Annotated in this window: 14 protein-coding genes; all 14 read right to left on the bottom strand. The window is 40.7% G+C overall.

What is annotated here, in order from left to right; all coding sequences use genetic code 11:
- Window positions 1–78: 78 nt before the first annotated feature.
- Complete coding sequence (mutL, locus tag Ga0466249_RS14725) at window positions 79–1,917, bottom strand: DNA mismatch repair endonuclease MutL (protein ID WP_215830233.1); 1,839 nt, start codon at window positions 1,915–1,917, stop codon at window positions 79–81.
- Window positions 1,914–4,508, bottom strand: a complete 2,595-nt coding sequence (mutS, locus tag Ga0466249_RS14730; RefSeq protein WP_215830234.1) for a DNA mismatch repair protein MutS — start codon at window positions 4,506–4,508, stop codon at window positions 1,914–1,916. The genes mutL and mutS overlap by 4 nt, the downstream gene beginning before the upstream one ends.
- Complete coding sequence (gene miaB / locus Ga0466249_RS14735; RefSeq protein ID WP_215830235.1) at window positions 4,505–5,851, bottom strand: tRNA (N6-isopentenyl adenosine(37)-C2)-methylthiotransferase MiaB; 1,347 nt, start codon at window positions 5,849–5,851, stop codon at window positions 4,505–4,507. Before miaB ends, mutS begins: the two co-directional genes overlap by 4 nt.
- A gap of 81 nt (window positions 5,852–5,932) precedes the next feature.
- On the bottom strand, window positions 5,933–6,556 hold the full coding sequence (locus Ga0466249_RS14740; protein ID WP_215830236.1) for a VgrG-related protein: 624 nt from the start codon (window positions 6,554–6,556) through the stop codon (window positions 5,933–5,935).
- Window positions 6,553–6,810 (bottom strand): hypothetical protein, encoded by a 258-nt coding sequence (locus tag Ga0466249_RS14745; protein WP_215830237.1) that lies wholly within the window; start codon window positions 6,808–6,810, stop codon window positions 6,553–6,555. The genes Ga0466249_RS14740 and Ga0466249_RS14745 overlap by 4 nt, the downstream gene beginning before the upstream one ends.
- A 229-nt stretch (window positions 6,811–7,039) precedes the next feature.
- A complete protein-coding gene (locus Ga0466249_RS14750; protein ID WP_215830238.1) occupies window positions 7,040–7,387 on the bottom strand; it encodes a DUF3870 domain-containing protein in 348 nt (115 codons plus the stop codon).
- Between the two features lie 18 nt (window positions 7,388–7,405).
- Complete coding sequence (locus Ga0466249_RS14755; RefSeq protein WP_215830239.1) at window positions 7,406–8,230, bottom strand: Asp23/Gls24 family envelope stress response protein; 825 nt, start codon at window positions 8,228–8,230, stop codon at window positions 7,406–7,408.
- Between the two features lie 51 nt (window positions 8,231–8,281).
- Window positions 8,282–9,112, bottom strand: coding sequence for a PHP domain-containing protein (locus Ga0466249_RS14760; protein WP_215830240.1), 831 nt, complete (start codon window positions 9,110–9,112; stop codon window positions 8,282–8,284).
- Complete coding sequence (locus tag Ga0466249_RS14765) at window positions 9,099–10,595, bottom strand: leucyl aminopeptidase (protein ID WP_215830241.1); 1,497 nt, start codon at window positions 10,593–10,595, stop codon at window positions 9,099–9,101. Before Ga0466249_RS14765 ends, Ga0466249_RS14760 begins: the two co-directional genes overlap by 14 nt.
- 90 nt (window positions 10,596–10,685) lie before the next feature.
- Window positions 10,686–10,946, bottom strand: a complete 261-nt coding sequence (locus Ga0466249_RS14770; RefSeq protein WP_215830242.1) for a stage V sporulation protein S — start codon at window positions 10,944–10,946, stop codon at window positions 10,686–10,688.
- A 127-nt stretch (window positions 10,947–11,073) separates the two neighbouring features.
- Window positions 11,074–11,592 (bottom strand): hypothetical protein, encoded by a 519-nt coding sequence (locus tag Ga0466249_RS14775; protein ID WP_215830243.1) that lies wholly within the window; start codon window positions 11,590–11,592, stop codon window positions 11,074–11,076.
- A 128-nt stretch (window positions 11,593–11,720) separates the two neighbouring features.
- Entirely contained in the window at window positions 11,721–13,259 is a 1,539-nt protein-coding gene (gene rny, locus Ga0466249_RS14780; RefSeq protein WP_376769304.1) for a ribonuclease Y, read from the bottom strand.
- Between the two features lie 162 nt (window positions 13,260–13,421).
- On the bottom strand, window positions 13,422–13,883 hold the full coding sequence (locus tag Ga0466249_RS14785) for a regulatory protein RecX (protein WP_215830244.1): 462 nt from the start codon (window positions 13,881–13,883) through the stop codon (window positions 13,422–13,424).
- Window positions 13,873–14,910: a recombinase RecA gene (gene recA / locus Ga0466249_RS14790; protein WP_215830245.1), complete on the bottom strand. Its 1,038-nt coding sequence runs from the start codon at window positions 14,908–14,910 to the stop codon at window positions 13,873–13,875. The genes Ga0466249_RS14785 and recA overlap by 11 nt, the downstream gene beginning before the upstream one ends.
- Window positions 14,911–14,969 lie beyond the last annotated feature (59 nt).

The raw sequence follows: 14,969 nt of genomic DNA on the forward strand, positions 1-14,969 counted from the left end.
AATTTGCAGTGATACCCTTTGCATTCTATGGTCATGTTTACCATTTTGGATATTTTTTATACGCAAGATATTCTCCTGTCATGTTCGCTTAAATAATTTGCTTAAGTCATGGGGGGTAAAACGGATCATAGCCGGACGTCCATGCGGGCAAGCATAAGGCAGCTCTGTCTGGCACAATTCTTCTAAAAGAGCCTGCATTTGACGCATATTCAGTTTTTCACCAGCACGGATTGCTCCATGACAAGCGGCAAGTTGCAAACACGAATGCCGAAGAGCTTGCGACGTAGGATGATCCTGACTTTGAATTTGGCTAATAATATCACGCACATAAGCTTCAGCATAATTATTTTGAATATCCGCCGGAATTTCCAGTAAGCGAATCGTTGTTGGACCAGCCAATTCCACAGCAAAGCCCAGTTCATAGAAAAGCCCTTGAAAATCGATCAGTATATCCGCCTCTGGTTCTGTAAACTCAATGAGTAAAGGAACTAACAGCTGCTGACTTGGCACACGATCAGCAGCTTGGCTTAACTTATCATAGCGAATACGCTCATGAGCAGCATGCTGATCAATAATATATAGTCCATCTTGTCCCTGGGCCACGATATAACAATGATCAATTTGCCCCAATGGATAAAGGACTTGTTCACAATTAGAATTTTCCTGTAAAACAGGTTCAACTGATTGTAGTGGCTCTTGTTTGGCAAGAGCTTGTCTAGCCTCAGCAACAGAAAATGCAGCAGAGGACTCAGCTGATGTGTATTGAGCTTCATGGGCTGACCCTGACGGATGCCAAACAGAAGTTGTCACGCCAGCCTCCGGCCGTGATGAGACATGCATGTTCTCTAGTTGTAAAGGCACTGCTGTAACCGCCAGATTTGGTGTAAGCGAAGGAGCAGCAGCCGTAAGACCCGGTGAGGAAGGATGAACGAGAACATCCTTGACAGCCCGATAGAGAGCCTGATAAATGAGTTGATCATTGCTAAACTTAATTTCTAATTTTTGTGGATGTACATTAACATCGACTGTTTCAGGTGCAATGCTGAGACGAATGACAGCAAGTGGAAAGCCTGTTTTGGGTAAAAGCGAGTGATAGGCATTATCAAGGGCCTTGCCCATCATGCGATTCGTAATGACCCGATTATTAACAATGAATGTCTGCCAGGCACGCGTCCCCTTAATAAGATGGGGTTTAGCCACAACACCTGTTACGCCAATACCCTCGTATTCAAAGTCTACAGCGAGCAGATCAGGCTTAATTTTATGCCCATACAAATTGGCGGCCGTTTCTAGTAAGTCATCGGTACCTGGCGTAGACAACACTAAACGTTCATGGTTAATCAGTTTAAATGTTACACCTGGATAAGCAAGGGCAATTTTACCGATAATGCTATGAATTTGTGCCCCTTCCGTTGCTACGGTTTTTAAAAATTTACGACGTGCCGGCGTATTAAAAAAAAGGTCGCGAATGGTCACACTTGTACCTGATGCCGCCCCAGCTTCGACAACATCTTGTACAAAGCCTCCTTCAATTTCGATCCGCGTCCCAATGCTTTCTTCCTGCGGACGAGTAAGTAAGGTAAAGCGTGAAACAGCGGCAATACTTGGCAAAGCTTCACCACGAAAACCGAGGGAAACTAAATGATTGAGATCATCGGCTGATGAGATTTTACTTGTGGCATGACGCAAAATGGCCAGCTTGGCATTGGCTGTTGTCATACCGCTGCCATTGTCTGTAACACGAATAAGTTCAGTACCCCCTGCGGCGATTTCAATTTCAATGACCGTACTGCCTGCATCAAGAGCATTTTCTACAAGCTCCTTTACAATGGATGCCGGTCGTTCCACAACCTCACCAGCGGCAATTTTGTTAGCCGTATTTTCATCAAGCAATCGGACGCTTGCGGCAGGTATCATGGCAAACCAGCCTCCTCTTTCGCCTGGTTTTGTAGCTTATATAAGATATTAAGCGCTTCAATCGGGGTGATAGATAACACATCGATTTTTAGTAGTTCATCTATGACGGCCTGAGAAAACAGCGTCATTGTAGCCGCAATTTCTTCTGTTTGAGCCGGAAGATTCTCGCAAATCCCTGGAACAGTGCCTTGACAGGCTTCTGTTTCAGCAAGAAGTTCGCCGGCACGAGTAATAAGTTTTTTTGGCAGACCGGCCAGCTGTCCCACGTGAATGCCATAACTTTTATCCGCCCCCCCCGCAACAATCCGCCGCAGAAAAATGACTTGATTGCCACGTTCTTTTACAGCAATAGAGTAGTTTTGTATTTTTTCAAAATTCTCAGCCAGTGTCGTTAATTCATGATAATGAGTTGCAAAAAGTGTTAACGATTCAATACGTTCTTCCATATATTCGATAACGGCCCTGGCGATACTCATCCCATCAAATGTACTTGTTCCCCGGCCAATTTCATCAAGAATAACCAAGCTATTGGCTGTAGCATTTTTTAAGATATGTGCCACTTCACTCATTTCAACCATAAAAGTACTTTGCCCAGTGGCTAAATCGTCGCTGGCACCAACACGAGTAAAGATACGGTCCACAGGATGAATTTGTGCCGCTGATGCTGGAATAAAACTACCTACTTGCGTAAGTAGCACAAGTAGCGCCACTTGTCGCATATAGGTTGATTTACCAGCCATATTCGGACCTGTTAAAAGAATGACTTCATGATCATGATGATTGAGTCTCGTATCATTTGGGACAAAGACTTCACCCTTGAGCAGCCGCTCGACAACAGGATGACGTCCATCTGTGATGACAATTTGCCTTTCTTTACACAAGTTAGGACGTACATAGTGATATCTGTGGGCTGCTTCAGCCAAACTCATGAGAGCATCAACAGCAGCGACTTGCCGTGCTGTTTGCTGAATAGCCGGAATGTGCTCCTTTACTGTATCACGAAGAGCTGTAAAGAGTTCATATTCAAGGACAACAATTTTTTCCTGCGCCCCCAAAACCTTTGTTTCATATTCCTTGAGTTCCGGTGTAATGTAACGCTCAGCATTAGCCAGCGTTTGTTTTCGTACATATGTAGGAGGTACAGCATGTGTTTGAGAATGAGTGACTTCAATGTAGTAGCCAAACACACGATTATAACCAATCTTTAAGGTTTTAATGCCTGTATTCTCTCTTTCTCGTGCTTCCACATCTTGAATCCACTGTTTATTGTCATGAGACAAAGAACGTAGTGAATCGAGTTCACTGTGATAGCCTGGACGAATCATTCCTCCCTCTCTTACTGAAAAAGGCGGTTCATCCACAAGGGCCTGCCCAATAAGCTGAGTCATATCTTCATGCAAATCAAGTTGTCCATTAAGACGGATTAATAAGGGGTCTGTTGTACGATTTAATAGATCGCGAAGTTTAGGTAACACCGTTAGCGATGCATGAAGAGCCGTTAAATCACGTCCATTGGCTGTTCCCACTTCAATCCGCGTTAGAATACGTTCAAAATCATAAACACATTCTAGTACTTCAGTAAGTTCAGCACGTAGTCCTGCTTGCTGAATAAGTTCGGCAACAGCGTCTTGGCGCGAGCGAATTAGGGGAATATCAACAAGAGGATATTCCAGCCATTTTCTAAGTAAACGCCCGCCCATAGCAGTTTTTGTAAAATCAAGTACACCCAAAATCGTGCCACGTTTACTACCGTCGCGCATATTGCGGGTAATTTCCAAATTACGCAGCGTTGCTGCATCAAGTATTAAACAATCAGAAACTTCATAACGAGTCAGACGGTTGATATGAGAACAACTATTTTTCAGTGTATGATGTAAATAAGCCAAAAGGGCCATAACAGCTTGTACCGCAACAAGATTGGTTGGATGCTCTTCAGGTGGAAAATGACGAATAAGAAGCTCTTGGGCATCAGGTATTTTTTCATCAAAACGTGATACCGTACAGGCCGTTACACGGTCATGCAAAAAGGAGCGAATACCTGCTTCGTCTGACAGAGGACTGGAAAGAACAAGTTCCGCAGGCATAAGACGATAGAGATTATCACAACACGTATTGTAACGATCGGCCCCTGTAAAGAGCGTCCAGAAGCATTCGCCTGTAGATATATCTGCAGCAGCAAATGCCAGTGAATTCTCTTCCTCATATAAAACAACGAGATAATTATTGTTTTGATCTGTCAGCAACGTTTCCTGCGTCAGTGTGCCTGACGTAATAATCTTGACAACTTCCCGTTTGACAATTCCCTTGGCAAGCTTCGGATCTTCCACTTGTTCACAAATTGCTACTTTATAGCCTTTAGCAATAAGCTTGGCAATATAGTTGTCAGCCGCATGATAAGGAATGCCGCACATAGGAACCTTTAGTCCAGCCCCACCATCACGAGCTGTTAAGGTAATTTCTAGCTCTCGTGATGCCAGATTGGCATCATCGAAAAACATTTCATAAAAATCACCCAAACGAAAAAAAAGAATCTCATCTTGATGTTGTTCTTTAATTTCACGATACTGCTTGAGCATTGGAGTATAAGTCATGGCTGTTTGTTTCCTTTCAAAACCCAGGTCTGTGCTTTTTCGATCATGACGTGCACAAACTGTCCGGCTTTATCGTCGTCATCTTTATGCCACAACACAATTTTATTTGTCCGCGTACGTCCCGTGAAAGTTTGGTCATCATTTTTACTCGGGCCTTCTGCTAACACCTCAACAACCTGCCCTTCAAGTTTTTTATTAATTGCCAAACTAATTTCATTTTGTCTTTCCATTAAGCGATGGAGGCGTTCTTTTTTTATCGTCTCAGGTACTTGATCCTCCATCGTCGCCGCAGGGGTTCCTGAACGTTTCGAATAAAGGAAAGTGTAAGCTGCATCAAACTTAATTTCGCTAACAAAATCCAGTGTTTCCTGAAATAATTCTTCTGTTTCACCAGGAAAGCCAACAATGAGATCCGTCGTAAGACTGGCATGAGGTAACACCTTACGAATATAATGAACAATTTTACGATAACTTTCCTGATTGTAACCTCGATTCATCCGATGCAATATTTCATCGCTGCCAGACTGAATAGGCAGGTGAAAATGTTCGCAAATGTGACGACTCTTTGCAATAACATCAATCACTTGCTTTGTCATATCGCGCGGATGAGAAGTCATATAGCGAATGCGTTCCACGGCATTTGACTCATCAATTTCTGCCAGAAGTCCGGCAAAGTCCAAACCCAAGGCCGTGTCCTTGCCATAAGAATTGACATTTTGCCCAAGCAACATAATTTCTTTAAAACCTTTTTTACCTAGTTCAGTAATTTCTGTTAAAATATCTTGCGGCAAACGACTGCGTTCCCGGCCTCTCACATAAGGAACGATACAGTAGGTGCAAAAATTATTGCACCCATACATAATAGGAACCCAGGCGTTTAAATCACTGCCGCGCTTTACAGGGACATTATCAAATGTTTCTGTTTGATCAAAAACAGCGACAACTTTTTCATGAGTTTGTTCAATTTTTTTTATCGCCTCAATAAGGCCATGAACATTATTGGTACCTAAAATAAGGTCAATATGGGGCGCCCGTTTTAAGAGCTGCTCGCGATTTTTCTGGGCCATACAGCCTGTTATGACGACAATTAACTTCGGATTAAGTGTCTTTAATCGTTTGCATTCGCCAATTTTACCATAAATTTTTTGCTCAGCACTTTCACGAACACAGCAAGTATTAATTAAAATAAGATCGGCTTCTTCGAGTGCTCGTGCCGATATATAGCCACATTTCTCCAGCTGCCCCATTAATTTTTCCGAATCGGCTTCATTCATTTGACACCCGTAGGTAATAATAAACGCCGATTTTGCATGAGACGCATTAGTTTTATTAAAATCAGTCATACGTTCCAATCGCTCCTTTGTTCTTATCTCCTTCATTATAGCAAATACAGGGTATAAAAACAAAAGAAGTCCCAATGAACTTTATTCATTTAACATATCAAGAGCATCTAGTCGTTCATTTTTCCAGCGGAAGAACAGTCCCGGCCGTTCTTCAGGACTCCCACTCGACCAACTCAAATCCGTCAATTTTACTTCATAAATATTATAAATAACATCATAATCACTCATATCTACCAGTTTTCGACCAGCACATTTTGCTGCATCGTCAAATACTTCCGCCCCATAATAGCTGCCATGCTGCACGCAATTAGACCATAACACTGCTTGAAGAGCTGCGCTGTGCTCATAAATGTCAAAGCAATACCAATTTAATAAATTTTGAGCTCCCGCATCAAAATAAATTGGACGAACATAAGCTTCCTGCAGATCTGTGAATCCACCTGGATCAATCGATCCGATTGTTTGCCATTTGGTTTGAAACCCAGTATTCTTAGGATCACCCGCCTCCTCTAATTGAATGCCGTATTGATTAAGCGGGGGCTGTTGTCTTTTTAAAAATTGTACAAAGTCTTGCACAACACCTTGGACTGATGAAAACTGATAAATGCCAAAAGAAACACCCCCTCCATCACATTCATTAATGGAAACGGCTGCACAATCACTATTTGATTCGTATTTCGCTGATAAGCTGCCTAAACTACTCATTCCTTCATCCTCCCTTGGGGCATTTCACCCTGTTTTGAATTCTCCCTGCTATCAATCCACCATCTACCACATCCTGCCGCTGCCGCTGTGGCAATGGCACCAAAGCCAGCCCAGCAACTGGCTAAATCAAATTTATAACTATATAAACCATTCAATACGTAACCAAACAGCCAGGCAAAAAAAGTTAACAATGTCATGAATAAGATTATTCCAACCCAATTGTCGTGAAGCACATTAAGCATTCTAAGCAACATCACTTCACTTCCCTTGCATTTTATCATTCTCATAAGTTTTCTAAACTATTATATGGTTGATCCTAACCAAGAGCGACTATCGCTTACTAGAATACATTCCATGGTACGCAAAAAATCAAGGGGTCTGTAAAAAATAACAAAAAAGCCTGCAGATAATCTGCAAGCTTTTTTGTCAGTATATAAAATATTAAGTTACAATAGCAAATAATCACAACACTTACTAAATGAATCAGTCCAGTAAACTTGGAATACTGCCTTCTTGAAACCCACGATATTTATCATAAATAATGCGCATAGCCGTAATAATAGCTTTTTTCGCACTACCTTGATAAGTTTTATCAACTAAATGTAAAATAGGATCGGGTCCATTTTTTAAAGTATGTCCAACTAAAATGCTTGCCACATGTTTCCGCGCAAGGCGTGTAGCAAGTGTACAGTCAGCTTCAATAATCATACCTGTTTCCACATCAATCGTTAAAATAACCCCCACGACTTTATACATTTCACTGGCCGTAATGCCTGTTGGAAGTTTGGCATAACCTGAAAACAAAACTGTTTTGATATGCGCTTTTTCCATATCCTTTCCCCCTAACAATTAATCAATGCTGAGACGCTTTACCTCTACATTGATTGTTTTGACTTTCATACCTGTCATATATTCAACAACATCTTTGATTCGCAGTTGTACAGTTTGGATGATTGGACGGATCGGTTTTCCATATTTCATTATCACATCTAATGCAATGGATATGCCTGTTTCTCTATCATGAGAATTTTTTATTTGAATTTGTCCTGTTCGAGTGATTTCAGTATTTTGCGTCGCAATAAAATGAACGATTTCAGAAATCGCTGCATCAGAAATCAATAATTTTCCATAATAACTAAACATCGGCCGCACAATGGATTTTTCACCAAGCTTGTGACGTTTCGTCCGGGGCTTTTTAAAAAAAATCTCCAATGGATCAATAAGATATCCAGAAAAATGCGGTTTTAATTCAATTGTAGGAACAGGAATGATATGTTTGCCATCTTTGACGCGACTTTCACGTGCACGGGCAATTTCTGCCGGTGTAGCAATATCTTCTATTTGAATAAATGTTGATATGGGGGGAAGCTGCAAAACATGGACAATTTTATTTACCATGTTTTCTGATGTTCCTAAAATCAGAATTTTTTTACATTTTTCTCGTGTAATAGCTTCCTGTACATCTTTGGCATGTTTTGCATCCATAAAGATGGCTCGTTTAACAGCTTGAATTTTACTTCGTTCCTTTTTTGCTGAAGATCCGGCAACAATTTTACTATCTTTAATCAGCAGTCCATCATCAATAATGGTGTCGGCATTGCGTTCGTGAGCCACAATCAAAGCCCGATGACTTTTACCCGTTCCACTTGGCCCAACTAACGCGATTACTTCCATCAAACAGCCTCCTGACGAATATACAAAAATAAATTTCAATAGAAACTTGAATCATCCATTTGAAGCTTTTTTCCGTAACTTTGTTACAAGTTCATAGTCAATCGTATAAATCCCCAGTTGCTCAGGAAACCGTTCTGGAATGGCATGATAATCCGAGCCACCTGTTACACATAGGTGATATTCTTTTGCCATAGCCAAATAGCGTTTCACTGCATCAGGTTTATGAATAGGATGATAAACTTCAATACCCACGATACCATAGGATAGAATTTTTTTGACAATTTCATCATTCTGAATTAATCCCGGATGAGCTAAAACAGGTAAACCCCCTGCCGAACGAATAAGTTTGATAACAGACTGTGGTTCGAGTTTGTAATGTGGAACGTAAGCAGGACCATCTGTTTTGAGTAAACTTTGAAAAACATCATAAACTGAGCTAAAATATTTCTTTTCAACAAGAGCCCGCGCAATATGAGGTCGTCCAATGGCTGTTGCCGTTCTTGCTAGTTGAACAACACGATCATAATCAATAAAATATCCAAGTCGCCCCAGTTTATCCACTATCTTACGAGCTCGTGCAATGCGATCATCAATTAAATATTTAAGTTGTATTCTAAGTTCGGAATGAAAAGGATCAATAAAATAACCCAGAATATGCACTTCATGACCTGGTAAATCCGTACTAAATTCAATGCCAGGAATGACTTCCAACGTAGAAGTTTGCTCAAGTGTCTTCAAAACACTTAACAAGCCGTCTACTGTATCATGGTCTGTAATGGCGATAGCCGTGAGACCTGCTACTTGAGCCGAAGCAAGAATTTCCTGCGGCGGCATCCGTCCATCGGATGCTGTCGTATGGACATGAAGATCAGCCGTTTTCATAGGCCAACTCCTCTGCTAATTGAACTAAAGTACGAACCCCCGTCCCAGTAGCCCCCTTTACTTGGTAGCCACAATCTTTATTTGATTCAACAGTTCCTGCGATATCAATATGAATCCAGGGCGTTTGTTCAGCAAATTCTGCAATAAAGCAAGCGGCAGTAATGGCACCGGCATCGCGACCACCTGAATTTTTCATGTCCGCAATGGAACTTTTAATTAATTCTTTATATTCCGGAAAAAGTGGTAACTTCCATAATTTCTCACCCGATTTTTCTGCTGCATCAAGCAGTTTTTGACACCAATCCGCTTGATTCGTAAAGACTCCTGATGCCACCGTTCCAAGTGCAACAACGCAAGCCCCAGTGAGCGTAGCCAAATCAATTAAATGCGTGGCTCCTTGTTCTTTGGCGTAAGTCACGGCATCCGCTAAAATCAACCGCCCTTCAGCATCCGTATTGACAACTTCAATGGTTTTACCATTCATCGAAGAAATAACATCACCTGGTCGACACGCATGACCTGATGGCATGTTTTCCGTACAAGGCACAACCGCAAGAATATTGAGCTTGGGTTTTAACTGAGCAATGGCACGCATGGCACCTAGTACAGCCGCTCCACCTGCCATATCATCCTTCATTTCTTCCATACCCTTACTTGGTTTAAGAGAAATACCACCACTATCAAAAGTAATACCTTTACCGACAAAAGCAATTTTTTCTTTACTAGATGAATGACCATTGTATTCGAGGACAATCAGCTTAGGCGGCTCATTGCTTCCTTTCGCTACAGCTAACAGCGCATTCATTTTTAGCTCTTCCATCTGTTTTCGATCAAGAATTGTACTTTTTAAACAACCATAAGTAGAGGCCAAGTCTTGTGCTTGTTGAGCAAGTATGGAAGGCGTCATAGCACACGCTGGCTGATTGACTAAATCACGAGAAAAATTAACACTTGAGGCAACTATTTTTGATCTTGTAACAATTTCGTTGAAAGCATCTACCTTCTCCAAACCAGTAAACAAACAAGTTTCTAGATTGCCAGACATTTTTTCCTTTGTATGGTAATCATCAAAAGAATAAGTGCCAAGCAAGCTACCTTCGACAGCCGCTTCTATGAGCTTGGAACAAATAGCCTCTTTATCTTCAGGTAAAACAAAACATAGTGACTTAGATTGTAATTTTTTTGCCTGTCTGGCAGCAATAGCAAATAAAGCCCGCCATTTATCTAATGAAAGTTTCTCATCGCCACATCCAATAAGTAGAATTTGTTTGGCACGTAACTGCCCCAGTGTATAAATCGTCGTAGTCGTTCCAAAACCGCTTTGAGCGGGCTGGTCACGTAAGATATCCGCTATTTGACCTGTCACTTGCTGATGTTTTTCAAAATGAAGTTCATTCAGACATGTATGATCATGTGACACCAAGATAACTAAAGTATCACATAGTATTTCAGTAATATTGGCTGATATCCATTCAAATTTCACTATACATCGCTCCTTTTCATATCCTCTATTATACCTATCTGCAAGATAAAAAACAATAAACCTGCCCCTTATGAACAGGTTTATTGTTTTTTATCGCGGTTCAATAATCAATTTGATGGCAGTACGCTCTTCACCATCAATTAAAATATCTGTAAAGGCAGGGATACAAATTAAATCTACACCATGTGGAGCAACAAATCCACGCGCAATAGCGACTGCTTTTACAGCTTGATTCAATGCACCTGCACCAATAGCTTGCAATTCCGCACTGCCATGTTCTCTAAGTACACCTGCCAAAGCTCCTGCGACAGAATTTGGATTCGACTTTGCTGCAACTTTTAAAATCTCCACTACAAAACACCCTCCTCTGATTTTTCGAAAATATAGAAAAGAATATTAATTCGATGATTTAATATTCTTTGATTCGACAGCAGGGCTCTAACTCCTCTTCCTTTGTGGGAAACTTTTGAAGTCGATTTTATTTATTAAAGACCATAACACGTCCTTCTTCTCTTATTCCAAACAAGCTACGGTCATAATCTTCATTTTTGATATTTTCCAGCATATTATCAATCAATTCTTCTTGAAAAATCAATTCTTCTTCAAGTAATGAACTATCTTGCTCCACAATCAGGGCTTGACCGACTTGATCTTTTAGAATGGCAATAACCAGTTCAATTTCACCTTTTCCTAATGAATAAACATCACGCACAAGATGAACCGTCATAAGAGGAGGGATGCTGGCCACTTGAACTCTAGCAGTTATATCAGAAAAGCCTTCTAAAATATGATAGGCTGTTAGACTATTATTTAATAGCTTTTCAAGAACTTGATTATTCACTGTAGACTCTTTATTTTGGATCATAAAGGTTAATTTTAATGTATGATGATCAGGATCAAATTTAATTGTACCGATTTCCGGATAACGAACTAATAACGAAATTAAGAGATGAACACTGTCACTGACTCGTCCATCATTTTTGTCTGGCCTGCTCATAGAATCACCACCTGTTCTATTCATGATATACTGTTCTTTTCGCTATTGACAAGATAAATCCTTCTACGACCGAAAAGCAAGAAATGGCAAACAAAACCGACCCCTCAAGGTCGGTTTTGCTGTTTTATTTACTTGGCATAATCAACAGCACGCGTTTCACGAATAACGGTGACTTTAATCTGGCCAGGATATTCAAGTTCACTTTCAATTTTTTTGACAATATCTCTTACTAAGCGAATTGACGCTAAATCATCCACCTTATCTGGTTTTACCATGATACGTACTTCACGTCCAGCTTGAATGGCAAAAGATTTTTCCACGCCTTCGAATGATTCAGCAATTTCTTCCAATCGTGTTAACCGTTTCAAATAACTTTCCAAAGTCTCACGACGGGCTCCAGGACGAGCAGCCGATACAGCATCTGCTGCAGCAACAAGTACAGCCTGTACTGTTGTTGGTTCTTCATCACCATGGTGAGCACCAATCGCATTGACTACTTCAGCAGACTCACGATATTTTTTTGCTAAATCTGCACCAATTGTTACATGAGGGCCTTCAACTTCGTGGTCAATAGCTTTTCCTAAATCATGCAACAACCCCGCTCGTTTAGCCAGCATCACATCAACGCCTAATTCAGCCGCCATAACACCCGCCAAGTGAGAAACTTCAACAGAATGCTTTAACACATTTTGTCCATAACTTGTCCGATATTTGAGGCGTCCTAATAAACGAATGATTTCTGGATGAAGCCCATGAACTCCCGTATCAAATGTCGCCTGTTCGCCAGCTTCTTTAATTTTCTGTTCGACTTCTTTTTGCGCCTTCTCAACCATTTCCTCAATACGAGCTGGATGAATACGTCCATCTGTAATGAGCTTTTCGAGAGCAATACGCGCCACTTCACGACGAACTGGATCAAATCCTGATAAAATAACGGCTTCCGGCGTATCATCAATAATTAAATCAACACCAGTTAACGTTTCTAAAGTACGGATATTACGACCTTCCCGACCGATAATCCGACCTTTCATTTCATCATTAGGTAAAGCAACAACAGAAACAGTTGTTTCTGCAACATGATCAGCAGCACAACGCTGAATAGCTAAAGAAATAATTTCCCGAGCATTTTTATCAGCATCTTCTTTCGCCTGCTGCTGTATTTCTTTAATCATAATCGCGGTTTCATGTCGAACTTCTTCTTCAACATTAGTAAGCAATATTTTTTTTGCTTCTTCAGAGGACAGTCCCGATACTCTTTCTAGTTCAGAAAGTTGTTTGGCGTACAACTCATTTATCTTTTCTCGACTTTTATCGATTTCATTCTCTTTACGGTTTAACATTTCATCTTTCTTTTCCAGAGAATCCATCTTACGGTCCAGATTTTCTTCCTTCTGCAACAATCGCCGTTCTAATCGTTGTAAATCATTACGGCGTTCTTTGCTTTCTCGCTCTACTTCACTTCTGAGTTTGTGAATATCTTCTTTTGCTTCTAATAGTACTTCTTTTTTCTTAGCTTCGCCCATTTTCTCAGCATCTTCAATTAGCTTTTGCGCAGCTTCTTCTGCGGAGGCATACTTCGCTTCAGCAATCTTTTTCCGCGCCATATAACCAATACCAGTACCTAAAATAGCGAAAATAAGTGCGGCAATTAATATTTCAATTATAATCCTCCACCTCCTTCTTAATAAATTTTATTAGGGTAAAGCCGACTAATCGACGGCTCTGATTTTTTTTCACTGACAACCCCCTGTGGAAATCAGTTTATTTTCAGACTTTGATTGTAAAACGGTTATATAATTACACGATTGTAATTTAATTGTAAATGTTTTTCAGATAAGTGTCAAGTTAAGGGCTGTGAGTGTTTTTTGAACGACTTCCGATGAAAAACCCCGGTAAGTTAAATAGCGAATAATCTTCGCCTTATCCTGCAAGGCAGCAGCTGAAAAATGACGTTTTGCCAGGTTGAAAGCTTGATGAAAAGCTTCATCATGATTATAGTGACTCAAGCACTCTTCAACCACTTCTGAAGTAAATTTCTTTTGTTTAAGTTTCGCACGAATAAGATAAAAACCCATTTTATCACTTGTAACATATTTATTGAAATAAGCTCTTGCCAATTCCTGATCATTAATAAATCCATAGCTCTTCAGTTTTTCAATCGCAGATTCGATTTCCGGCTCTAAATAATGGGCATGACTTAACTTTTCTATCAAAGCGGCTTCACTATAGCCACGAAAAGACAAAAGGCGTAATCCGTAAGAATAGGCACTCATTTCAGGTTTACTCTTCAACAGGCCGATCCCCTTCTTGCTTTTCATTGGATGATTTTACTTCGCCAATCGCTAGCATATCCCGAATTTTTGCTTCAATATTATTTGAAATATCAGGATGCCTTTTAAAATACTCTTTGACATTTTCCCGGCCTTGACCCAAGCGTGCCTCATCGTAAGAATACCAAGTACCACTTTTATTGATAATTTCTAATTCAGTCCCCATATCAACGATACAGCCTTCACGCGAAATCCCCTGGCCATACATAATATCAAATTCAGCCTGCCGAAAAGGGGGCGCCACTTTATTTTTTACCACTTTCACGCGCGTCCGCGAACCAACAATATCATTACCTTGTTTAATAGCTTCACTCTTTCTGACTTCTAATCGAATGGAGGCATAAAATTTCAAGGCACGGCCACCTGTTGTGACTTCAGGATTACCAAACATAACGCCAACTTTTTCACGAATTTGATTAATAAAAACAATGGTTGTACATGATTTGCTGACAATCCCCGTAAGCTTTCGAAGAGCCTGTGACATGAGTCTAGCATGAAGACCCACATGAGAATCACCCATTTCACCTTCAATTTCCGCTTTAGGCACAAGTGCTGCCACAGAGTCCACAACAATCAGGTCTACAGCAGCACTCCGAACAAGAGCATCGGCAATATCTAAGGCCTGTTCACCATAATCAGGCTGTGAAATCAAAAGGTTATCAATATCAACACCTAAATTACGAGCATAACTTGGATCAAGTGCATGTTCGGCATCGATAAAAGCAGCGATACCACCCAACTTTTGAGCTTCTGCAATCATATGCAAGGCAACTGTCGTTTTACCTGACGATTCAGGACCATAGATTTCAATACAGCGTCCACGCGGAATTCCACCTACGCCAAGTGCAACATCCAGAGAAAGGGCACCTGTTGGAATCACTTCAATGTTCATTTTTGCCGCTGCGTCACCCAGCTTCATGATCGAACCTTTACCGAAATCTTTTTCTATTTGATGCATAGCCATTTCAAGTGCCTTCACCTTATCCATACGATCTCCTCCTTTAGCATCCATCTTATTGTACAAACGTTTCGTTCGCGCTGTCAATA

The organism is Pelorhabdus rhamnosifermentans, from assembly GCF_018835585.1.
In the GTDB taxonomy this organism is placed as follows: domain Bacteria; phylum Bacillota; class Negativicutes; order UMGS1260; family UMGS1260; genus Pelorhabdus; species Pelorhabdus rhamnosifermentans.

Coding starts and splice junctions, on each gene's coding strand:
- mutL (WP_215830233.1), bottom strand. CDS start 1,917: ATGATACCTGCCGCAAGCGTCCGATTGCTTGATGAAAATACGGCTAAC.
- mutS (WP_215830234.1), bottom strand. CDS start 4,508: ATGACTTATACTCCAATGCTCAAGCAGTATCGTGAAATTAAAGAACAA.
- miaB (WP_215830235.1), bottom strand. CDS start 5,851: ATGACTGATTTTAATAAAACTAATGCGTCTCATGCAAAATCGGCGTTT.
- Ga0466249_RS14740 (WP_215830236.1), bottom strand. CDS start 6,556: ATGAGTAGTTTAGGCAGCTTATCAGCGAAATACGAATCAAATAGTGAT.
- Ga0466249_RS14745 (WP_215830237.1), bottom strand. CDS start 6,810: ATGTTGCTTAGAATGCTTAATGTGCTTCACGACAATTGGGTTGGAATA.
- Ga0466249_RS14750 (WP_215830238.1), bottom strand. CDS start 7,387: ATGGAAAAAGCGCATATCAAAACAGTTTTGTTTTCAGGTTATGCCAAA.
- Ga0466249_RS14755 (WP_215830239.1), bottom strand. CDS start 8,230: ATGGAAGTAATCGCGTTAGTTGGGCCAAGTGGAACGGGTAAAAGTCAT.
- Ga0466249_RS14760 (WP_215830240.1), bottom strand. CDS start 9,112: ATGAAAACGGCTGATCTTCATGTCCATACGACAGCATCCGATGGACGG.
- Ga0466249_RS14775 (WP_215830243.1), bottom strand. CDS start 11,592: ATGAGCAGGCCAGACAAAAATGATGGACGAGTCAGTGACAGTGTTCAT.
- recA (WP_215830245.1), bottom strand. CDS start 14,910: ATGGATAAGGTGAAGGCACTTGAAATGGCTATGCATCAAATAGAAAAA.